This window comes from Kitasatospora sp. NPDC023385, assembly GCF_055664045.1.
In genome coordinates this window covers 32,682-49,510 of the sequence record NZ_JBVOOL010000024.1, presented here as the reverse complement: position 1 = coordinate 49,510, position 16,829 = coordinate 32,682, and the positions used below count along the sequence as shown (strand labels likewise).

Annotated in this window: 15 protein-coding genes and 1 tRNA gene; 7 read left to right on the top strand and 9 right to left on the bottom strand. The window is 73.2% G+C overall.

Going from position 1 to position 16,829, the window contains the following annotated elements; genetic code table 11:
- Positions 1-47: 47 nt before the first annotated feature.
- The 6 genes from AC0B61_RS29255 to AC0B61_RS29230 form a co-directional block, all read right to left on the bottom strand.
- Entirely contained in the window at positions 48-260 is a 213-nt protein-coding gene (locus AC0B61_RS29255; RefSeq protein WP_471744240.1) for a DUF6126 family protein, read from the bottom strand.
- 32 nt (positions 261-292) lie between these two features.
- Positions 293-928 (bottom strand): helix-turn-helix domain-containing protein, encoded by a 636-nt coding sequence (locus AC0B61_RS29250; protein WP_471744238.1) that lies wholly within the window; start codon positions 926-928, stop codon positions 293-295.
- A gap of 103 nt (positions 929-1,031) precedes the next feature.
- Positions 1,032-2,765 (bottom strand): pyruvate dehydrogenase, encoded by a 1,734-nt coding sequence (locus AC0B61_RS29245; RefSeq protein WP_471744236.1) that lies wholly within the window; start codon positions 2,763-2,765, stop codon positions 1,032-1,034.
- A 141-nt stretch (positions 2,766-2,906) separates the two neighbouring features.
- Positions 2,907-5,312, bottom strand: a complete 2,406-nt coding sequence (locus AC0B61_RS29240) for a glycoside hydrolase family 65 protein (protein ID WP_471744234.1) — start codon at positions 5,310-5,312, stop codon at positions 2,907-2,909.
- Complete coding sequence (locus AC0B61_RS29235) at positions 5,309-6,055, bottom strand: HAD family hydrolase (RefSeq protein WP_471744232.1); 747 nt, start codon at positions 6,053-6,055, stop codon at positions 5,309-5,311. Before AC0B61_RS29235 ends, AC0B61_RS29240 begins: the two co-directional genes overlap by 4 nt.
- A 172-nt stretch (positions 6,056-6,227) precedes the next feature.
- Positions 6,228-7,985: an LCP family protein gene (locus AC0B61_RS29230; protein ID WP_471744230.1), complete on the bottom strand. Its 1,758-nt coding sequence runs from the start codon at positions 7,983-7,985 to the stop codon at positions 6,228-6,230.
- An 836-nt stretch (positions 7,986-8,821) separates the two neighbouring features.
- Between AC0B61_RS29230 and AC0B61_RS29225 the strand changes: the two genes are divergently transcribed.
- From AC0B61_RS29225 to AC0B61_RS29215, 3 genes are all read left to right on the top strand, one after another.
- Entirely contained in the window at positions 8,822-9,541 is a 720-nt protein-coding gene (locus tag AC0B61_RS29225; protein WP_471744229.1) for a G1 family glutamic endopeptidase, read from the top strand.
- Between the two features lie 319 nt (positions 9,542-9,860).
- Complete coding sequence (locus AC0B61_RS29220) at positions 9,861-10,124, top strand: CopG family transcriptional regulator (RefSeq protein ID WP_471744227.1); 264 nt, start codon at positions 9,861-9,863, stop codon at positions 10,122-10,124.
- Positions 10,121-10,534: a PIN domain-containing protein gene (locus AC0B61_RS29215; protein WP_471744225.1), complete on the top strand. Its 414-nt coding sequence runs from the start codon at positions 10,121-10,123 to the stop codon at positions 10,532-10,534. Before AC0B61_RS29220 ends, AC0B61_RS29215 begins: the two co-directional genes overlap by 4 nt.
- A gap of 517 nt (positions 10,535-11,051) precedes the next feature.
- Here the strand turns inward: AC0B61_RS29215 and AC0B61_RS29210 are convergent.
- Together AC0B61_RS29210 and AC0B61_RS29205 are read right to left on the bottom strand one after the other, a co-directional pair.
- Positions 11,052-11,124 (bottom strand) — tRNA-Lys (locus AC0B61_RS29210).
- Positions 11,125-11,171: 47 nt separating this feature from the next.
- Entirely contained in the window at positions 11,172-11,954 is a 783-nt protein-coding gene (locus AC0B61_RS29205; protein WP_471744223.1) for a nucleotidyltransferase domain-containing protein, read from the bottom strand.
- Between the two features lie 127 nt (positions 11,955-12,081).
- Here AC0B61_RS29205 and AC0B61_RS29200 point away from each other — a divergent pair, with 127 nt between their 5' ends.
- The 3 genes from AC0B61_RS29200 (at position 12,082) to AC0B61_RS29190 (ending at position 15,015) form a co-directional block, all read left to right on the top strand.
- The gene (locus AC0B61_RS29200; RefSeq protein WP_471744222.1) at positions 12,082-13,314 is read left to right on the top strand and encodes a DNA glycosylase AlkZ-like family protein; all 1,233 of its coding nucleotides are present in this window, start codon (positions 12,082-12,084) and stop codon (positions 13,312-13,314) included.
- A gap of 10 nt (positions 13,315-13,324) precedes the next feature.
- Entirely contained in the window at positions 13,325-14,176 is an 852-nt protein-coding gene (locus AC0B61_RS29195; RefSeq protein ID WP_471744220.1) for an SDR family oxidoreductase, read from the top strand.
- 143 nt (positions 14,177-14,319) lie between these two features.
- Positions 14,320-15,015 (top strand): tyrosine-protein phosphatase, encoded by a 696-nt coding sequence (locus tag AC0B61_RS29190; RefSeq protein ID WP_471744218.1) that lies wholly within the window; start codon positions 14,320-14,322, stop codon positions 15,013-15,015.
- Positions 15,016-15,109: 94 nt separating this feature from the next.
- On the opposite strand, the gene AC0B61_RS29185 is transcribed toward AC0B61_RS29190, so the two are convergent.
- On the bottom strand, positions 15,110-15,619 hold the full coding sequence (locus tag AC0B61_RS29185) for an RICIN domain-containing protein (RefSeq protein ID WP_471744216.1): 510 nt from the start codon (positions 15,617-15,619) through the stop codon (positions 15,110-15,112).
- A gap of 85 nt (positions 15,620-15,704) precedes the next feature.
- Between AC0B61_RS29185 and AC0B61_RS29180 the strand changes: the two genes are divergently transcribed.
- Entirely contained in the window at positions 15,705-16,799 is a 1,095-nt protein-coding gene (locus AC0B61_RS29180) for a hypothetical protein (protein ID WP_471744214.1), read from the top strand.
- Positions 16,800-16,829: the final 30 nt, after the last annotated feature.

The window sequence follows — 16,829 nt, the reverse complement described above, 5'->3', positions numbered from 1 at the left end:
CCGCCCGCCCCCTCGGGGGTGGGGGCGGGCGGGACGGCTGGGGTGGACTACTTGGACCGGCTGCCCAGTTCGAAGAGGAGCATGATGAAGCCGGCGAAGACGTGGATCCCGGCGGTGTAGATCACCAGCCGGAGGTAGACCCGCTTGTTGGCCCACTTGCCGGCGTCCATGGTCTTCGGGCCGGTGGCAGTGTCGGCGGCGCCCTGGGTGACGACGGCGGCCTGGGCGACGGCCGGGTTGGCGGTGGCGGGATCGGCCATGGGGATCTCCTCCGGGGTGTTCTGACGGCAGGTCAGTGCGTCGCGGCGGGGCCGCCGCCGAGGCAGAGTTCGCCGCCGGGGCTCTGCAGCAGGGTGTGGACGAAGAGCAGTTCGACGCCGTGGTCCGATTCGGCGGCGATGCAGTGCGGGGTGAGCGAGTCGAAGTGGGCGGAGTCGCCCACGGCGAGGTGGTGGACGCGGTCGCCGAGGGTGAGCCGCAGGGCGCCCTGCAGGACGTACAGCCACTCCTCGCCCGGGTGGACCCGGACCACCGTGTCCTGCACGCCCGGCGGCACGTGGACCCGCAGGGCCTGCATGGCGCGGCCGGGGGCACCCGCCCGGCGGTAGCCCCAGCCGCCGGCGCGCCCGGGTTCGATGGCGACGCCGCGGACCACCGGGTCCGGCTCCGCCATGGTCTCGCCGAGCAGCCCGGACACCGAGGTGCCGTACGCGCGGGCGAGGCCGAGCAGGACGGGCAGGGAGGGCTGGCGCCGGCCGGTCTCCAGGCGGGACAGATACGCTGGGGAGAGGCCGACGCGCGCGGCGGCCACCTCCAGGGTGAGGCGGCTGCTGAGGCGGTGCTCGCGAAGGCGGGCGGCGAGGCCGGAGACCTCCTGGTCGTCGAGTCGGTCGCCTGCGGCGGGGGCGCCGGTGGAGCTGGTGGTCATGTGTCCAGTGGACACCCGACGTGCCGCACGGGCAAGGATTTTGCCTCTCAGGCAAGGCACTTCAGGAGTAGAGCCGGGCCCAGGGCCTGGCCAGCCGCCGGACTCACGGCCGCGGGATGTTCCGCAGGTTGCTCCGGGCCAGGTCGATCATGCGCCCGACACCACCGGAGAGCACCGTCTTCCCGGCTGCCAGCGCGAAGCCCTTCAGCTGGGCAGCGGTGATGTACGGCGGGATGGACAGCGCGTTGGGGTCGGTCACCACGTCCACCAGGGCCGGCCCCGGCCGCTCCAGCGCCTCGGCCAGCACCTCCCGGACCCGGGCCGGCTCGGCGACCCGCTTGGCCGGGATCCCCATCGCCCGGGCGATCCCGGCGTAGTCCACGTCCCCGTTGTCGATCTCGGACTCCGGGTAGCCGGAGACCAGCATCTCCAGCTTGATCATGCCGAGCGCGCCGTTGTTGAAGACGATCGTCTTCACCGGCAGCCGGTGCTTGGCCACGGTGAGCAGCTCGCCGAGCAGCATCCCGATGCCGCCGTCGCCCGCCATCGCGACCACCTGCCGCCCCGGGCAGGCGAGTTGGGCGCCGATCGCGTGCGGGAGGGCGTTGGCCATCGAGCCGTGCAGGAACGAGCCGATCACCCGCCGGCGGCCGTTGGGCTGCAGGTAGCGGGCGGCCCAGACGTTGTTCATGCCGGTGTCCACGGTGAACACCGCGTCCTCGGCCGCCACCTCGTCCAGCACCGAGGCGACGTACTCCGGGTGGATCGGCAGGTGCTTCTCGATGTCCCGGGTGTAGGCGCCGACCACGTCCTCCAGCGACCGGTAGTGCTTGCGCAGCATGCCGTCGAGGAAGGCGCGGTCCTGCTTCCCCTCCAGCAGCGGCAGCACGGCCCGCAGGGTGGCGGCGACGTCCCCGTGGACGGCCAGGTCGAGCGCGGTGCGGCGGCCGAGCCGGGTCGCGTCGTGGTCGACCTGCACGGTGTGCGCCTGCGGCAGGAAGGAGTCGTACGGGAAGTCGGTGCCGAGCAGCAGCACCAGGTCCGCCGAGTGCAGCGCCTCGTGGCAGGCGCCGTAGCCGAGCAGGCCGCTCATTCCCACGTCGTACGGGTTGTCGTACTGGATCCACTCCTTGCCGCGCAGCGAGTGACCGACCGGCGCGTTCAGCGCCCGCGCGGCTTCCATCACCTCGGCGTGCGCCCCGCGCACCCCCGCGCCGCAGAACAGGACGACCCTGCGGGCCGCGTTGAGCATCCGCGCCAGCTCCTGCACCTGGGACCACGGCGGCGCGGCGACGGCCTGCTCGGTGAGGAAGTGGCTGGTGCCGGTCGGCCCGGCGGCGGGCAGCGCGGCGACGTCCCCGGGGAAGACGAACACCGAGACGCCGTGCGAACCGAGCGCGTGCTGGACGGCGATCCGCAGCAGGCGCGGCAGCTGGGCGGGGGTGGAGAGCATCTCGCACCAGTTGCTGCAGTCGGTGAACACCCGCTCGGGGTGGGTCTCCTGGAAGAAGCCGGTGCCGATCTGGCCGGACGGGATGTGCGAGGCGAGCGCGAGGACGGGCAGGCCACTGCGCTGGGCGTCGTAGAGGCCCTGGATCAGGTGGGTGTTGCCCGGGCCGCAGGAGCCGGCGCAGACGGCGAGCCGGCCGCTGAGTTCGGCTTCGGCGGCGGCCGCGAAGGCCCCGGCCTCCTCGTTGCGGACGTGCACCCAGCTGATGCCCTCGGCCCGGCGGATCGCGTCCACGACGGGGTTGAGGCTGTCGCCGACGACGCCGTAGACCCGCTCCACCCCGGCCTGCCGGAGGACCTCCACCATCTGTTCGGCCACGCTCGCCACGGGTGCGACTCCTTCGCTGGGGCGCCGGTCGGCAAACCTCGCCTCCACGGTCCGGCGGGTCGGGGCGGCCCGCCGCCCGCGTGGGCCGAACGGGTGAGCCCGTGGGCGGGCGGCGGGGGCGCTCCGGCGGCCGACCCGGCGCTACTCCGCCGCGAGGTGGTCCTGGTGGCCGAGCTTGCCGGCCGCCAGGCCCGCCTGCGGGTGGCGGCGGGCCGGTTCGCGGCCGGGCGGCTGGGCGAAGCGCTCCTGGCCGGGCGGCGTGGTGGTAGGCAGGGTGACCGGCGAACCCGCCTTGACCTGCACCTCCTCGCCGTCGTGCCGCAGGTGCAGGACCTCGCCGCTGCGCAGCGTGTACGTCGTCTCCTCGTGGGTGATCCGGACGCCGAGCAGGTGTCCGCGCACCAGTAGGGAGAAGCTGAGCCGCATCAGCCCGGACGGCAGCCGGGGCCGGAAGGAGAGCGTCTCGGCGTGGTCGCGCAGCCCGCCGAAGCCCGCCACCAGGGCGATGCAGGCCCCGGCGAGCGAGGCCATGTGCAGGCCGTCGCTGGTGTTGCCGCCGAGGTCGTGCAGGTCCATCAGGGCGGCTTCGGCGGTGTAGTCGTACGCGAGGTCGAGCTGGCCGACTTCGGCGGCGATGACCGCCTGGGTGCAGGCGGAGAGCGAGGAGTCGCGGACGGTGAGGCGCTCGTAGTAGGCGAAGTTGCGGGCCTTCTGCTCGTCGGTGAAGGCGTCGCCGCGGACCTGCATGGCGAGCACCAGGTCGGCCTGCTTGACCACCTGCTTGCGGTACAGGTCGAAGTACGGGAAGTGCAGCAGCAGCGGGTACTTCTCGGGCGGGGTGTTCTCGAAGTCCCAGACCTGGTGGTCGGTGAAGCCGTCGGCCTGCGGGTGGACGCCGAGGTCCGCGTCGTACGGGATGTACATCGCGGCGGCCGCGTCCCGCCAGGCGGCGGTCTCCTCGGTGTCGACGCCGAGGGCCGCAGCCTCGCTCGGGTGGCGGACGGCGGCCTCGGCGGCGGCGCGCAGGTTCGTCTGCGCCATCAGGTTGGTGAAGACGTTGTTGTCCGCGACGGCGCTGTACTCGTCGGGGCCGGTGACGCCCTCGATGCGGAACCGGCCGGCGACGTCGTGGTGGCCGAGCGAGCGCCACATCCGGGCGGTCTCGACGAGCAGTTCGAGCCCGTAGTCGCGCTCGAACTCCTGGTCCCCGGTGGCCCGGACGTAGCGGGCGACGGCGGCGGCGATGTCGGCGCCGATGTGGAAGGCGGCGGTGCCGGCCGGCCAGTACCCGGAGCACTCCTCGCCGCGGATCGTCCGCCAGGGGAACACCGCTCCGGCCAGGCCGAGTTGGGCGGCCCGTTCGCGGGCCAGCGGCAGGGTGGTGTGCCGCCAGCGCAGGGCCTGGTTGACGGCGGCGGGCAGGCAGTAGGTGAGCACCGGCAGGACGAAGGTCTCGGTGTCCCAGAAGCTGTGCCCGTCGTAACCGGGACCGGTCAACCCCTTGGCGGGGATGGCCCGTTCCTCACTGCGGGCGCCGGCCTGCAGGACGTGGAAGACGGCGAACCGCACGGCCTGCTGGAGTTCGACGTCGCCCTCGATCTCGATGTCGTTGGCCTCCCAGAACTCCCGCAGGAAGTCGGCCTGTTCGGCGACCAGGCCGTCCCAGCCGGTGTACCGGGCGGCGGTGAGCGCGGCCTCCACCTGGTCCCGGACTGCGGGCAGCGAGCGGGTGCCGGACCAGCCGTAGGCCATGAACTTGGTCAGCCTCAGCCGCTGCCCGGGGCCGAGCACGGTGGTGACGCTGATCCGGCACTGGTCGGCGTCGGCCTCGGCGACGGTGTCGGACCGCTCCGGGCCGTCGATGACGTGGTCCATCCCGGCCGCGACCCGGATGCCGCTGTAGCGGGTGCGGTGCACCAGGACGGCCTTGAGGGCGCTCGCGTGGTGCGCCTCGGACAGCAGCGGCGCCTCCAGGACGGCGGCGGCGCGCGGATCGCCGTCCGGGCCGCCGGGCAGCTGCTCGTTGGCGACCAGCTCGGACTGCAGCACGACCCGGACCGGGCCGTCCACCGCCTCGACGCTGTACTCGACGGCGGCGATGGCGCGCTGGGTGAGCGAGACCAGCCGGGAGGAGCGCACCCGGATCGTCCGCCCGGCCGGCGAGGTCCACTCGGCCTCGCGGTGCAGCATCCCCTCGCGGAAGTCCAACCAGCGCCGGTGGCTGACGAGTTCGCCGTAGCGGAGGTCGAAGGGCTCGTCGTCCACCAGCAGCCGGATGATCTTGCCGTTGGTCACGTTGATGACGCTCTGGCTGGACTCCGGGTAGCCGTAGCCGCCCTCGCCGTACGGCAGCGGGCGCAGCTCGAAGACACCGTTGAGGTAGGTGCCGGGCAGGCCGTGCGGCTCGCCCTCGTCCAGGTTGGCGCGCAGGCCGATGTGCCCGTTGGAAAGCGCGAAGACGGATTCGGCGCGGGCCATCGAGACCAGGTCCAGGCCCTGTTCGGTGATCTGCCACGGGTCGATCGAGAAGGTGTCCGAGGGGCTCACGACGTCCCTCCCAGCAGCTCGGAGAGGTCGTCGACGACCACGGTGGCGCCGTTGTGGCGCAGTTCGGCGGCCTGTCCGGTGCGGTTCACCCCGACCACCGTGCCGAAGCCGCCCGCCCGGCCGGACGCGACCCCGGCGAGCGCGTCCTCGAAGACGGCGGCGTGCGCGGGCTCGACGCCGAGCGCGCGGGCGGCGTACAGGTAGGTGTCGGGGGCGGGCTTGCCGGGCAGGCCCTCGCTCTTGGCGACGGCGCCGTCCACGATCACGTCGAACAGCTCCTCGATGCCCGCCGCCCGCAGCACGTCCCGGCAGTTGGCGCTGGAGGAGACCACCGCGCTGGGCAGGCCGGCCGCGCGCAGCCGGTGCACGTAGTCGACCGAGCCCTGGTACGGCTGCACGCCCTGCTCGCGGATCAGCCGCAGCACGGTGTCGTTCTTGGCCCGGCTGATCCCTTGCACGGTGCGGGAGTTGGGCGGGTCCTCGGGAGTGCCCTCGGGCAGGTCGATGCCCCGGCTGCGCAGGAACGCCCGGGTGCCGTCGAGGCGCGGGCGGCCGTCCACGTAGGTGTCGTAGTCGGTGACGGCGTCGAAGGGGACGAACGGGCCGCCGGTGCGGGCGGCTTCGGCGCGCAGGAAGGCGTCGAAGGTGTCCTTCCAGGCCGCGGCGTGCACCTTCGCGGTCTGGGTGAGCACCCCGTCGAGGTCGAAGAGGAAAGCGCGGATGTCGTCCGGTAGGCCCAGCATGGGTGCAGTCTTACCCGCGAACGGGGGGAAGGTGCCCATTTCCCGGCGGCGCGTCGCGGAAGGGCGGCTTCCGGTTGGCGGCCGCCGATCCCGCGGCTGCGGCGAGTCGGGCAGCAGCGTCCAGGGTGCCCGCCCTGGCCGGGGCGGGCGCCCTGGAGTCCGGTGGGTACGGTCAGCCGCCGCTGCCGTACGTGGTGTTGGCGCAGATGTCGTCGTCCGCCGAGCGGGCGTCGTTGGTGACGGTGGTGGGCAGCGGCTGCGGGGGCGCCTGCACCCCCGGGGTGGCGGCGGGCGCGCCAGTGCCGGTGCCGAGGCCGACGGCGGCCGCGAAGTCCTGGCCGACGATCACCGAGATGCCCCGCCCGCTGCCGGGCGAGACGTCGGCGCCCGGGAACAGCGCGGCGACCTTGTCGGCGTTGGCCTTCTGCCCGGTGCCGTACTCGATCGTGGTGGTCTTGTACCTGGTGCTCGCCGCCTGGCCCGCCAGGGTTGCGCTGAACTTGGCGGCCTTCAACTGCTCGGTGCCCTTGCCGGCCAGGCCGTTGGCGGTCGTCCCGTTGTAGACCGCCACCTTGATCGCGGCGTTGGACGCGTCCGCGGCCGGGGTGGTGGGCGCGGGCGGCTGCGGGGCCGCACTCGTGCCGCCGGCGGGTGCGTCCGGCTGCTGGCCGGTGGCGTTCTGGCCGTCGATGGTCTGGTCGGCCTTGAGGGTCTCCCAGAGCTTGTTGGCGTCCGACGGGATGAGGTCGATGTTCTGGTCCTCGGTGCGGAAACGCCAGGGCACCGTCACGAACTTGAGGTCGTGCATGTCGATGTTCTTCATCGACAACCCGAAGGAGAGCAGCTTGTCCGCCGAGTCCAGGCCCGGGTCGACGGTCAGCGACTTGGTGGCGGCGTCGGCCAGCGGCAGCAGGTTGGTGGGGCTCAGCCCGTCCTTCTTGATCTTGCTGATGAGGGAGCCCATGAAGGCCTGCTGGCGCTTCATCCGGCCGATGTCGGAGCCGTCGCCGATGCCGTGGCGCAGGCGCACGTAGTCGAGCGCCTTCTGGCCGTCCACGGTCTGCTTGCCCTGCGGGAGGACGAGCGCGCCCTTCTTCTTCAGCTTGGGGTTGATGTCCCCCTCGTAGATCGCCTGCGGGAGGCAGATGTCCACGCCGTTGACGGCCTTGGTCATCGCGGCGAAACCGTTGAAGTCGACCACCATGGTGTGGTCGACCCGGATGCCGGTCATCTTCTCCACGGTGTTCTGGGTGCAGGCCGGGTTGCCGTCGTCACTGCCGCCGGTCGCGAAGGCCGCGTTGAACAGGTCGGAGTTGCCGCCCTTGGTCCACTTCCCGTTGGGCAGCTTGCAGGACGGCAGCTGGACCATCGCGTTGCGCGGGATCGAGATGCCCACGGCGTGCTTGTGGTCGGCGTAGACGTGCAGCAGGATCGTGGTGTCCGAGCGGGCGCCGCCGTCCTCGCCGCCGCCGAGGTCGGCGTTGTTCTTGCCGCGGCTGTCCGAGCCGATCAGCAGGATGTTGACCGGCTTGTTGCCGTCCGCGTCGGCCTTCGCCTCGGGCGGGCGGTCGGTGGCTATCGCGTCGCCGTCGAAGGACTTGATGTTGCCGTTCAGCTTGAAGTAGATCGCGCCGCCCGCGCCGGCGATCAGCACCAGCACGCCGGCCGCCGACCAGGCGACGATCTTCTTGACGTTCTTCTTCGGCTTGGCGCTCTTGCGCGCCGCCGCCCGGCCACCACCGCCGCCGGACTCCGCCCCGCCGGCGCCGCCACCGCCTCGGCCGCCCTTGCCCTGGGCAGCACGACGGGCCTCCGCCCGGCCACCGGAGCGCGGCGACGGCACGGCGCCGCCGCTCTCCGTGCCCTCGGCCGTCAGCGCGCCGGGCGCGTCCTCGCCCCGAGCCGGGCCCTCGCCCCACTGACCTGACATGCGCGTACCTTTCACCGACGGAAGCGACGCCCCGGACGATCTGGCGCACCGCACACAGAGAGACGGCCCGAACCGTTCCCAGGTTGCACATACGACCGTCAGCATCAACCGACGATCGTGGCTTCCGATCATATTTAGGCCCGACGCGATCACGGACCCCCGGTTCGTGGGCAACCCGACCGACAGTCGGGCCACCACCAGGCAGAACACCCGAAACCCCCCGATTCCGACGTGACCCATGCCACTGCGATCCGCTCCCCCAGCGCCGCCGAGCCGCGCCGGGGCGGCGACGAAGCCGGCCGCGAAACTCCCGCTCAGCGAATCGGGCCGGGTGGAAGCCCGCCACTGCGCCGGGCCCCCGCAGACCGACCGGCCGGCGGGAACGGAGAACTGAAGCTCACGGAACACACCCTGCTCATTCACGCCGACGAGCGGGTCCGAGCGGGCCGACCGAGGCGGAGGAGGCCCCCTCGACGCCACCCACGCGAGATTCGACCACGCGAAATTCGGCCACGCCGGGTGGCCATCCCCTACGGCGGGCCGCAACGCAGCTGCGCCGCCCGCCTCCGATCACCCCGAACCGCGCGCGCCACTTACGTCTGCGCGCTCGACGGGACCGCCGTGCCCCTGAGCGGAGGGCGCCGCGGGCGTGGGGACCGGGCCGGATCGAACGTCAAGTCCTTTACCCGGTAGGGCAATCCCTCGATCAACCTTGCCCCCGCACCCCTTGCCCGGCTCATGACAGTCGGCCATCCTGGCTGCCGCGCCACCGCGGCCACCCCCACGGCTCGAACCGGCGTGTGAGTCGCCTGCCCGTCCCCCACGAAGGAGCAAGCATGCGCAACTTCCTGATACGCCTCGTCACCCTGGCGGCAGCAGCCACCACCCTGGCGGTCCCCGCCGCGCCGGCCTCCGCAACTGCCGTACAGGGGCTGGCGTTCCGGCCCCTGCAGTACAACACCAACGGCTACAACTGGGGTGGCTACGCCGCCACGGGCAGTGGGTTCTCCTCGGTGTCGGCGACCTGGACCGAGCCGCGTGCGACCTGCAACTCCACCAATGACCTCTACGCCCCCTGGGTCGGCATCGACGGGTACGGCTCCTCCACCGTGGAGCAGACCGGGGTGGCGACGGACTGCTCCAGCGGCAGCCCGGTGAACCAGGCCTGGTACGAGATGTACCCGGCGAACCCGGTCTACCTGAGCCTCAGCTCGTACCCGGTGTCCGCCGGCGACGTCATCACGGCCTCGGTGACCTACGCCGGGAGCAGCAGGTACACCCTCAAGCTGACGGACTCCTCGCGCGGCTGGACCTACACCACGACCAAGTCGCTCTCCGCACAGCGGACCAGCGCCGAAGTCATCATCGAGTCGCCGACGGGCTCCTACCCCAACTTCGGCACGCTGAGCTTCACTTCGGCCACCGTCAACGGCACGTCCCTCGGGTCCTCCGGCCCGGTCGCCCTCGACCCCAGCGCGAACGGCACGTACGAGGCCCGCACCAGCGGGCTCGGCTCCAGCGGCACCAGCTTCACCGAAACGTTCCTGCACCAGTAACCGCCCAGAAACCCAAGCGGCCCAGAAGCCGAAGCGGCCCGCTCCCCGAACCCGGAGAGCGGGCCGCCCGGCGTACGGCTCTCAGGCGAGGTGGGCGGAAAGGAAGTGCTCGGCCACGGTCCGGTTGCAGTTACGCCGCGCTCCACGCGGTCGGCGTCGCGGGCGCAGGCCGAATGTGGCAGGCCGCAGACCCGTCGGGAGCGGCCCCCGGAGCTGCCGGGCCCCGTTCGCCCCGGGTTCGTTCGTCCGCCGCTTCGCCCCATCGATCGGCTGTTGTACTGTCCCGAGCATGCGGAGCATCGGCGGTAGCATAAGGAGCATGAGCGAGCCTACCCAGAAGTACTCGATCACGATGCCACGCGACATTGCCGAGGCGGCCCGGGCCCGCAGCGGCCCGTCCGGACTGTCCGCCTATGTCGCCGCCGCGGTCGCCCGCCAGATCGAACGGGACAACCTCAACGAGATCATCGCCGTCGCGGAGGCCGAACACGGTCCGATCACCGACCAGGAGATCCAGCAGCGCCGCGACCTGCTGCGCCGCACCCGCGACGAGCAGCACGCCTCGAACGCGAGCGCCGCATGAGCGGGGACGCCGCCGCGCCGGGAGGCACCCTCGTGCTGGACAGCGAGGGGCTCGCCAAGGCCGTCCTACGGGACCGGGAGGTGACGTCCTGGCTCGCGCTCGCCCGGGCGGACGATCTCCGAGTAATCACCAGCGCCGCCACCCTCGTCGAGGTCATCCACCCGCGCATCAACCGGCCGGCCTTCGAATGGACTCTCTCCCGCCTCGTCGTCGAGCCGATCACCGAAACCATCGCCCGTCACGCGGCCGACCTGCTCACCGCCTCCGGACTGCACGGCCACAAGTACGCGATCGACGCGATGCTCGCCGCCACCGCCCTCGCCGCACCAGGCCCCATCACGATCCTCACCTCCGACCCCGAGGACATCACGGCGCTCTGCGGCAACCTGGCGACGGTGATCAAAGCCTGAAGGGCCGACGCTTCCTATGCGAGTGCCAGCTCACCGGGCACTTCCCGACGCGGCCGCCGGAGACTGACTGCACGCACCGTGGCACCCCTCACTACCGGACGGGCTCGCGCGGAAGGTCGGGCCGGCTCCGCCCTCTCGAGTTCGCCGAAGCCCACGGCATCCCGATCGAGCAGGCCGACGAGCCGATCCAGACGCTCGCGTGGATCTTGAGGCTTGGCGCTCCCCGGCAAGAGGTCGCCTGACGTGAGACCACAGCACCAGCCTGGACAACCTTGGACACCAAAAATGCCATGGCCCACTCCGCCCTGGACACTCGAAGGACAGGCCCGTCACCTCCCGCCTGCAGGAATGCACGACACACTCCTGAAGCTCAGTCACCCCGTTGCCGGCACCGCCACGGACCCGCCGGCCAAAATCCGGACAAAATGACATTCAGAAATCGTCGACACTAAATGAAAATGATCCCCAGAAACGACAAAAGACCAGGTCAGAGGCCATCTGATCTGGTCTTTCGAGGTGGGGCACCAGGGGCTCGAACCCTGAACCTACGGATTAAAAGTCCGCAGCTCTGCCAATTGAGCTAGTGCCCCGCGGCCCTTGATCCCGGTGGTGCCTGGCGGGGAGGGCCACGGCGATCCTACCCGGTGGGGCCCGGGGCTTCGCCAGTGGATTGCGCGGGCGCGCCGGGCGCGTGGAGCGGTCCTTGAGGCGGGGTGTAGTGGGCGGCGCGGACGCGGCGGAGCCAGGCCTCGACGGGGCGGGGGTCGGGGGCGGCGGGGAGGACGCCGGGGCGGTCGAGGCGGTCGGCGGCGTCGGCGAGCAGGGACTCGGCGACGGCGGGACGGTCGGCGATGCGTTCGCCCAGGTCGCGGACGCGTTCGGGGTCGGGCAGGCGGATCAGGTTGCGGCCCGTCTCGTGCAGCCGGACGGCCTGTTCGACCAGCCGGACCAGGTGCCGGGCGTGCTTGGCGGCCCGGCGGCGGGCGGCCGGCTCGGCGGTGTCGCGGGTCAGCAACTTGCGGAACTGCTGGTCGGCGTAGCCGAGGTAGGCCTTGCGCACGGCGGGCGCGCTGAGGAAGGCCGTCCGGAGGGCGATGAGTTCGTCGCCGAGCGGGGTGCGGGTCTCGTACAGGTCGTCGGGCAGCCAGACCAGTTCGGAGGCGGTCGGGTTGCAGCTCAGCGCCAGCCGGCACCACTTGGCGGCCTCGTGCAGGGTGAGGTCGGGCCCGGTGGTGACGTGCGACTCGGCGGGGCGGTGCAGGCCGTGCAACTCCTCGGTGGGGGTGGCGAACAGGCCCAGCCGGTCGACGTCGGAGCCGGCGTGGGCGAAGCCGTACGCGGTGGAGCCGACGACGCCCGCGAGGAGGACGGTGCCGGAGGGCAGGGCGGTGCCGGAGGGCAGGAGGGCGGTGGCGGGCACGGGCGGTCTCCTCCCGGGAGGCGTGCGGACGGGCTGCGGAACGGGTTCTGGCATCCTCTCCGGAACGGGCCGCGCCGGGCGAGCGAATTCCGCTCCGGGGCCCGCCCGGCCGCCGATACTGGGCCCCATGGAGCACGATCCCCAGGGGGAAGCGGTGGCACCCGTCGGCGTCGAGAAGCTGCGGGCCTGGTGGTCGCACCGGCAGTGGCTGGACCGTCCGCGCACCGGCGCGTCCGCCGCGGAGGTGCTGGCCGCCACCGGCTGGGCCCGCTCGGTGGGCGGCGCGGCACCGTACCTGGGCCTGTTCGCCCGGGCCGGGCTCGGGCGGGCGGCGCTCGACGCGGCGGTGGCCCGGCTGGAGGTGCACGAGCTGCCGTCCGCGCGGGGGTGCACGTACGTGCTGCCGGCCGCCGACTTCGCGCTGGGCCTGGCCGCCGGTGCGGCCGCCCCGGCGGGTGAACTGGCCTCGGCGGAGAAGCACCTGGGCGTCGGCCGGGACGAGGTGGAGAAGCTCTGCCTGGCCGTCGAGCGCGTGCTGTCGGAGGACGAGCCGCTGGATCCGACGACGATCCGGGAGGCCGTCGGCGACGCCGTCCGGTCGCTCGGCGCGGCCGGGAAGAGGCGCGGTGTGGCCACCACCCTGCCGCTCGCCCTCGGTCTGCTGCAGTCGCGCGGCCGGATCCGCCGGGTGCCCGTCAACGGCCGCCTGGACCAGCAGCGTTACGGCTACGTCGGCTGGGACCAGCCGGTCGCGGGGGACGCCGTCGACCTCGCCCGCCGGTACTTCTCCTGGGCGGGCCCGGCCACCCTCCGGCACTTCCGCTGGTTCTCCGGCTTCACGGCCGCCACCGCCCGCCGGGCCGTCGCCGAGGCGGGCCCGGTCCCGCTCGGGCCCGGCTCCGAACTGCTGCTGCCGCCCGAACTCGTCGACGAGTTCGCCGAGTTCACGCCTCCGCGGGAGCCGCAGCCGCGGCTGCTGGCCGGCATCGACGGCATCCACCTGCTGCACCGCGACCTGCCCCGGCTGCTCGACCCGGCCGACGCCGCCCGCCCGCTGCCCGCCGACCGGACCGGTCGCACCTTCGGCGGTCAGGCCGACCCGCAGACCCACGTCGTGCTCGACCGCGGCCGGATCGTCGGCCTCTGGGAGTACGACACCGAACGGGCGGAAATCGTCCTGCTGCCCTTCGTCCCCCTCGACGACGCCCTGCGGGAGGCGGTGGCCCGCACCGAGGACTTCGTCCGCGACGACCTCGGCGACGCCCGCGGCTTCAGCCTCGACTCCCCGCGCGGCCGCGCACCGAGGATCGCGGCGCTGCGGGCGGCCGGAGGGCGGGGGATCGGCCGAACGGCCGGGTAGCGTACGGCCCATGGCGACCACCACACCCGACCCTGCCGACGCACCAGACCCGACCGGCGCACCCGGCGCCGCCCACACCCCCGGCTCTGCCCGCACCCCCGACTCGACCGGCACCCCCGACGGGGTCCTGGTCGTCACCGGCGCCGGCCGCGGCATCGGCGCCGCCACCGCCCTGCTGGCGGCCCGCCGCGGCTACCGGGTCTGCGTCAACTACCGGACGGACGACGCCTCCGCGGCCTCCGTCGTGGACGCCATCCGGGCCGAGGGCGGCACCGCCCTCGCCGTGCGCGCCGACGTCAGCCGGACGGCCGGCGTGGAGCGGCTGTTCGCCACCGTGGACGCCGAACTCGGCCTGCTCACCGGCCTGGTGAACAACGCCGGCACGCTGGAGAAGCAGTGCCGGCTGGAGGAGATCGACGAGGACCGGCTGAACCGGATCTGGTCCGCCAACATCACCGGCCCGTTCCTGTGCGCGGCGCAGGCCGTCCGCCGGATGTCCACCCGGTACGGCGGGCGCGGCGGCGCCATCGTCAACGTCTCCTCGGCCGCCTCCCGGATCGGCTCGCCGAACGAGTACGTCGACTACGCGGCCGCCAAGGGCGCGGTGGACTCGATGACCCGGGGGCTCGCCCTGGAGGTCGCGGCCGAGGGCATCCGGGTCAACGCGGTGCGGCCGGGCCTGATCCACACCGACATCCACGCGCTCGGCGGCGAGCCCGGGCGGGTCGACCGGGTCGCCCCCAACCTGCCGATGCGGCGCGGCGGCCAGCCGGCGGAGGTCGCCGAGGCGATCCTCTTCCTGCTCTCCCCGGCCGCCTCGTACACCACGGGGGCGTTCCTGGAGGTCTCCGGCGGGCGCTGACGGCCCGCCGCCCGCCCGTGCGACAGCCCGTGCAGCGAGCCGTGCGGCAGCCCGGGGGCCGGTTTCGGACAGCGTCGGCCCAGCACCGAACGGCCCCCTCCGGTTTCCTTCCGCGCGCCCGCCCCCGCCCGTACGGTGGGGCCATGACCGACGCCTTCATCGACATCCCCGGTGTGCGCAACTTCCGCGACGCGGGCGGGATCGGCGCCCTCCGCAGGGGTGTGCTGTACCGCTCCGGGTCCTTCCACACGCTCACCGAGGAGGGCGCCCGGCGGCTCAAGGCCCTCGGCCTGCGAACGGTGATCGACCTGCGCAGCCCGTTCGAGCTGGAGGTCTGGCCCGACCAGCGGCACGACCTCGACCACGAGACCCTCCACGTGCCGACCCTGCCCGCCGACCGCGGGGACTCCGACCGGCCCTGGCCGGAGGACCAGGCCGCCCTCTACCCCTTCATGGCCGAGACGGCCGGCTCCTCGCTCGCCGCCGTCATCCGCCGCCTCGCCGCACCGGAGTCTCTCGCCGTCGTCGTCCACTGCGCCGTCGGCAAGGACCGGACCGGCCTCACCATCGCCGTCCTGCAGTCCCTGCTGGGCGCCTCCGAGGCCGACATCACCGCCGACTTCCTGCGCTCCAACCTCGGCCTCGGCCTGGACCGGGGCCCCACCCCGTACCTCGACGAGACCGGCACCGAGCGCGTCTCCCGCCCGATCAGCGCCGAACTCCTCGCCTCCTCCCTCGCCTGGATCCACACCCGCCACGGCACGATCCACGCCTACCTCCGCCACCACGGCGCCACCGACGCCGAACTCGACGCCGTCCGCGCCAACCTCTCGGCCTGAGAGTTGAGGGCTGAGGGCTGAGGGCTGAGGGCTGCGGGCTGCGGGCTGCGGGCTGCCGAGAAAGGCGCGAGCCCGACGACCCGGGCGGGAGCCGCTACGCCCGCCGCTCGAAGCGCCACCACTGGGTCGGGGAGTCGGTGTCCTCCCACTGCCGGACGCCCTCCTCGGGCGGCTCCGGTGCCGTCAGCGGCTTGCCGCTGATGAAGCTGGTGACGGTGTACGTCCCCGGGGCGTCGACGTGGGCCTCCAGCAGCCACTCCTGGGCGCCGAACGCGTTGGCGCCCCACTGCTGGATGGGGACGCCGTCGTCCGGGGACGCGCCGGTGACGTCGAGGCGCTTGCCGCTGGCGGCGTTCTCGACGTGGAAGAGCGCGCCGCCGGGGTGGACGGCCGTGAGGTGCCAGAGCTGGTTGTCGGTGCCGTCGTCCGCGCCCAGCACGATCCGGGCGCCGCTGCGCCGGGACGCGCCGGCGACCTGGAGCAGCAGGCCGCTGCCCACGTTGCGGACGAGGTAGCTGCCGTCGGTGACCGCCGGGTCACCGGCGCTCCCGGTGCCGCTGCCGATCGTGCTGCCACTGATTCCGCCGCTGCCGCTGTCAGTCACGGTCGGAGTCTGCCACCGAGCACCGACAGGCCTCCTGGCCGAGGCCGTTTCGACCGGACCGGCTCGCCCGCCTATGCTGCCGCGAATGTCCACCGAGCAGATCCCGTCGCCCCGTCAGCAGCCCGGCTTCCTCTACGCCGTGGCCGAACTGGAGGCGGTGGTCGCCGCCGGGGACGACGAGCGCTTCGGCCCCGTCCTCGGCACGGTCGGCGGGCTGTTCGGCGCGGCCGCCCCGGTCGAGCGGGTGGCGGCCGGCCCCCGGCTGGCCGCGCTGCTGCCGGACGCCCCGCCGTTCCCCCGTTCGCACCTGGCCATGCTGGTGGGCGCCTGCGTGGAACACGGCGCCGACCCGGTCGCCTGCGCGGGCCCGGTGCTGGCCGGTCTGCGCGGAGCGCTGACGGGGGTGGAACTGCTGCTGCGGCGCTGGGCCGAGACCGGCGGCGGCCCGCTGCCCGACCGGGAGGAGGACGATCCGGCCGAGGCGCACGAACGGATCGCCGACCCGGCGCACCTCGACGAGTGGCACGCGCACCTGGCCGTGGTCGGCTGGTGGACGCTGCACCTGTGGCAGCAGGCCTCCTGGGCGGTGTACGCGCACGCACCGGTCCGGGCGGAGGCCCGCGCCTCGGGCGTCACCGAGGTGCTGGTGGAGTTGTTCGGCCGGTACGCGGGCGGGCAGCACGACCTGAAGGGCCTCGCCCACCTGGCGCTGGTGCTGGACGACGAGCCGCTGCTGGTGCTCGACCGCCCCACCGGCACCGGCTACCTGCTGCGGATGAGCGGCCTGAGCGACACCTTCCAACTGCACACCCTGCTCGCCGACGTGCTGATCGGCGGCGGCCACCTGCCCGGCGTCCCGCAGGACCCGGAGGTGGTGGCGCTGGCCCGGACGGCCTTCCTGGACGGCCGACGGGTGACCGCGACCGGCGCCTTCAACCTGGTCGCGCCGGACGGCTCCTGGCTCTGGAACGAGGGCACCCCGAGCGACGTCCCGGTGCTGGACGGCGTGCGCACCCTGGTCCTGGAGCCGCTGCCGTACGGGCGCAGTTGGGCGGCCGGACGGTTCGTCCAGGAGGTCCCGGGCGACCTGCGGCTGGAGCGGGTGCTCGACCCGGCGGAGGCGGCGGAGCGACTCGCCCGCACCGTCCCGGGGCTCTCCGTCGAGCAGGCCTTCCACTAGGGATCGCCGCTCGCCTCGCACAGCCACCGC

Excerpts from the sequence above, each read along its gene's own strand:
- AC0B61_RS29220 (WP_471744227.1), top strand. The coding sequence starts at position 9,861 with ATGAGCGAGCCTACCCAGAAGTACTCGATCACGATGCCACGCGACATT.
- AC0B61_RS29235 (WP_471744232.1), bottom strand. The coding sequence starts at position 6,055 with ATGCTGGGCCTACCGGACGACATCCGCGCTTTCCTCTTCGACCTCGAC.
- AC0B61_RS29190 (WP_471744218.1), top strand. The coding sequence starts at position 14,320 with ATGACCGACGCCTTCATCGACATCCCCGGTGTGCGCAACTTCCGCGAC.
- AC0B61_RS29225 (WP_471744229.1), top strand. The coding sequence starts at position 8,822 with ATGCGCAACTTCCTGATACGCCTCGTCACCCTGGCGGCAGCAGCCACC.
- AC0B61_RS29180 (WP_471744214.1), top strand. The coding sequence starts at position 15,705 with ATGTCCACCGAGCAGATCCCGTCGCCCCGTCAGCAGCCCGGCTTCCTC.
- AC0B61_RS29200 (WP_471744222.1), top strand. The coding sequence starts at position 12,082 with ATGGAGCACGATCCCCAGGGGGAAGCGGTGGCACCCGTCGGCGTCGAG.
- AC0B61_RS29195 (WP_471744220.1), top strand. The coding sequence starts at position 13,325 with ATGGCGACCACCACACCCGACCCTGCCGACGCACCAGACCCGACCGGC.
- AC0B61_RS29230 (WP_471744230.1), bottom strand. The coding sequence starts at position 7,985 with ATGTCAGGTCAGTGGGGCGAGGGCCCGGCTCGGGGCGAGGACGCGCCC.
- AC0B61_RS29215 (WP_471744225.1), top strand. The coding sequence starts at position 10,121 with ATGAGCGGGGACGCCGCCGCGCCGGGAGGCACCCTCGTGCTGGACAGC.
- AC0B61_RS29255 (WP_471744240.1), bottom strand. The coding sequence starts at position 260 with ATGGCCGATCCCGCCACCGCCAACCCGGCCGTCGCCCAGGCCGCCGTC.
- AC0B61_RS29250 (WP_471744238.1), bottom strand. The coding sequence starts at position 928 with ATGACCACCAGCTCCACCGGCGCCCCCGCCGCAGGCGACCGACTCGAC.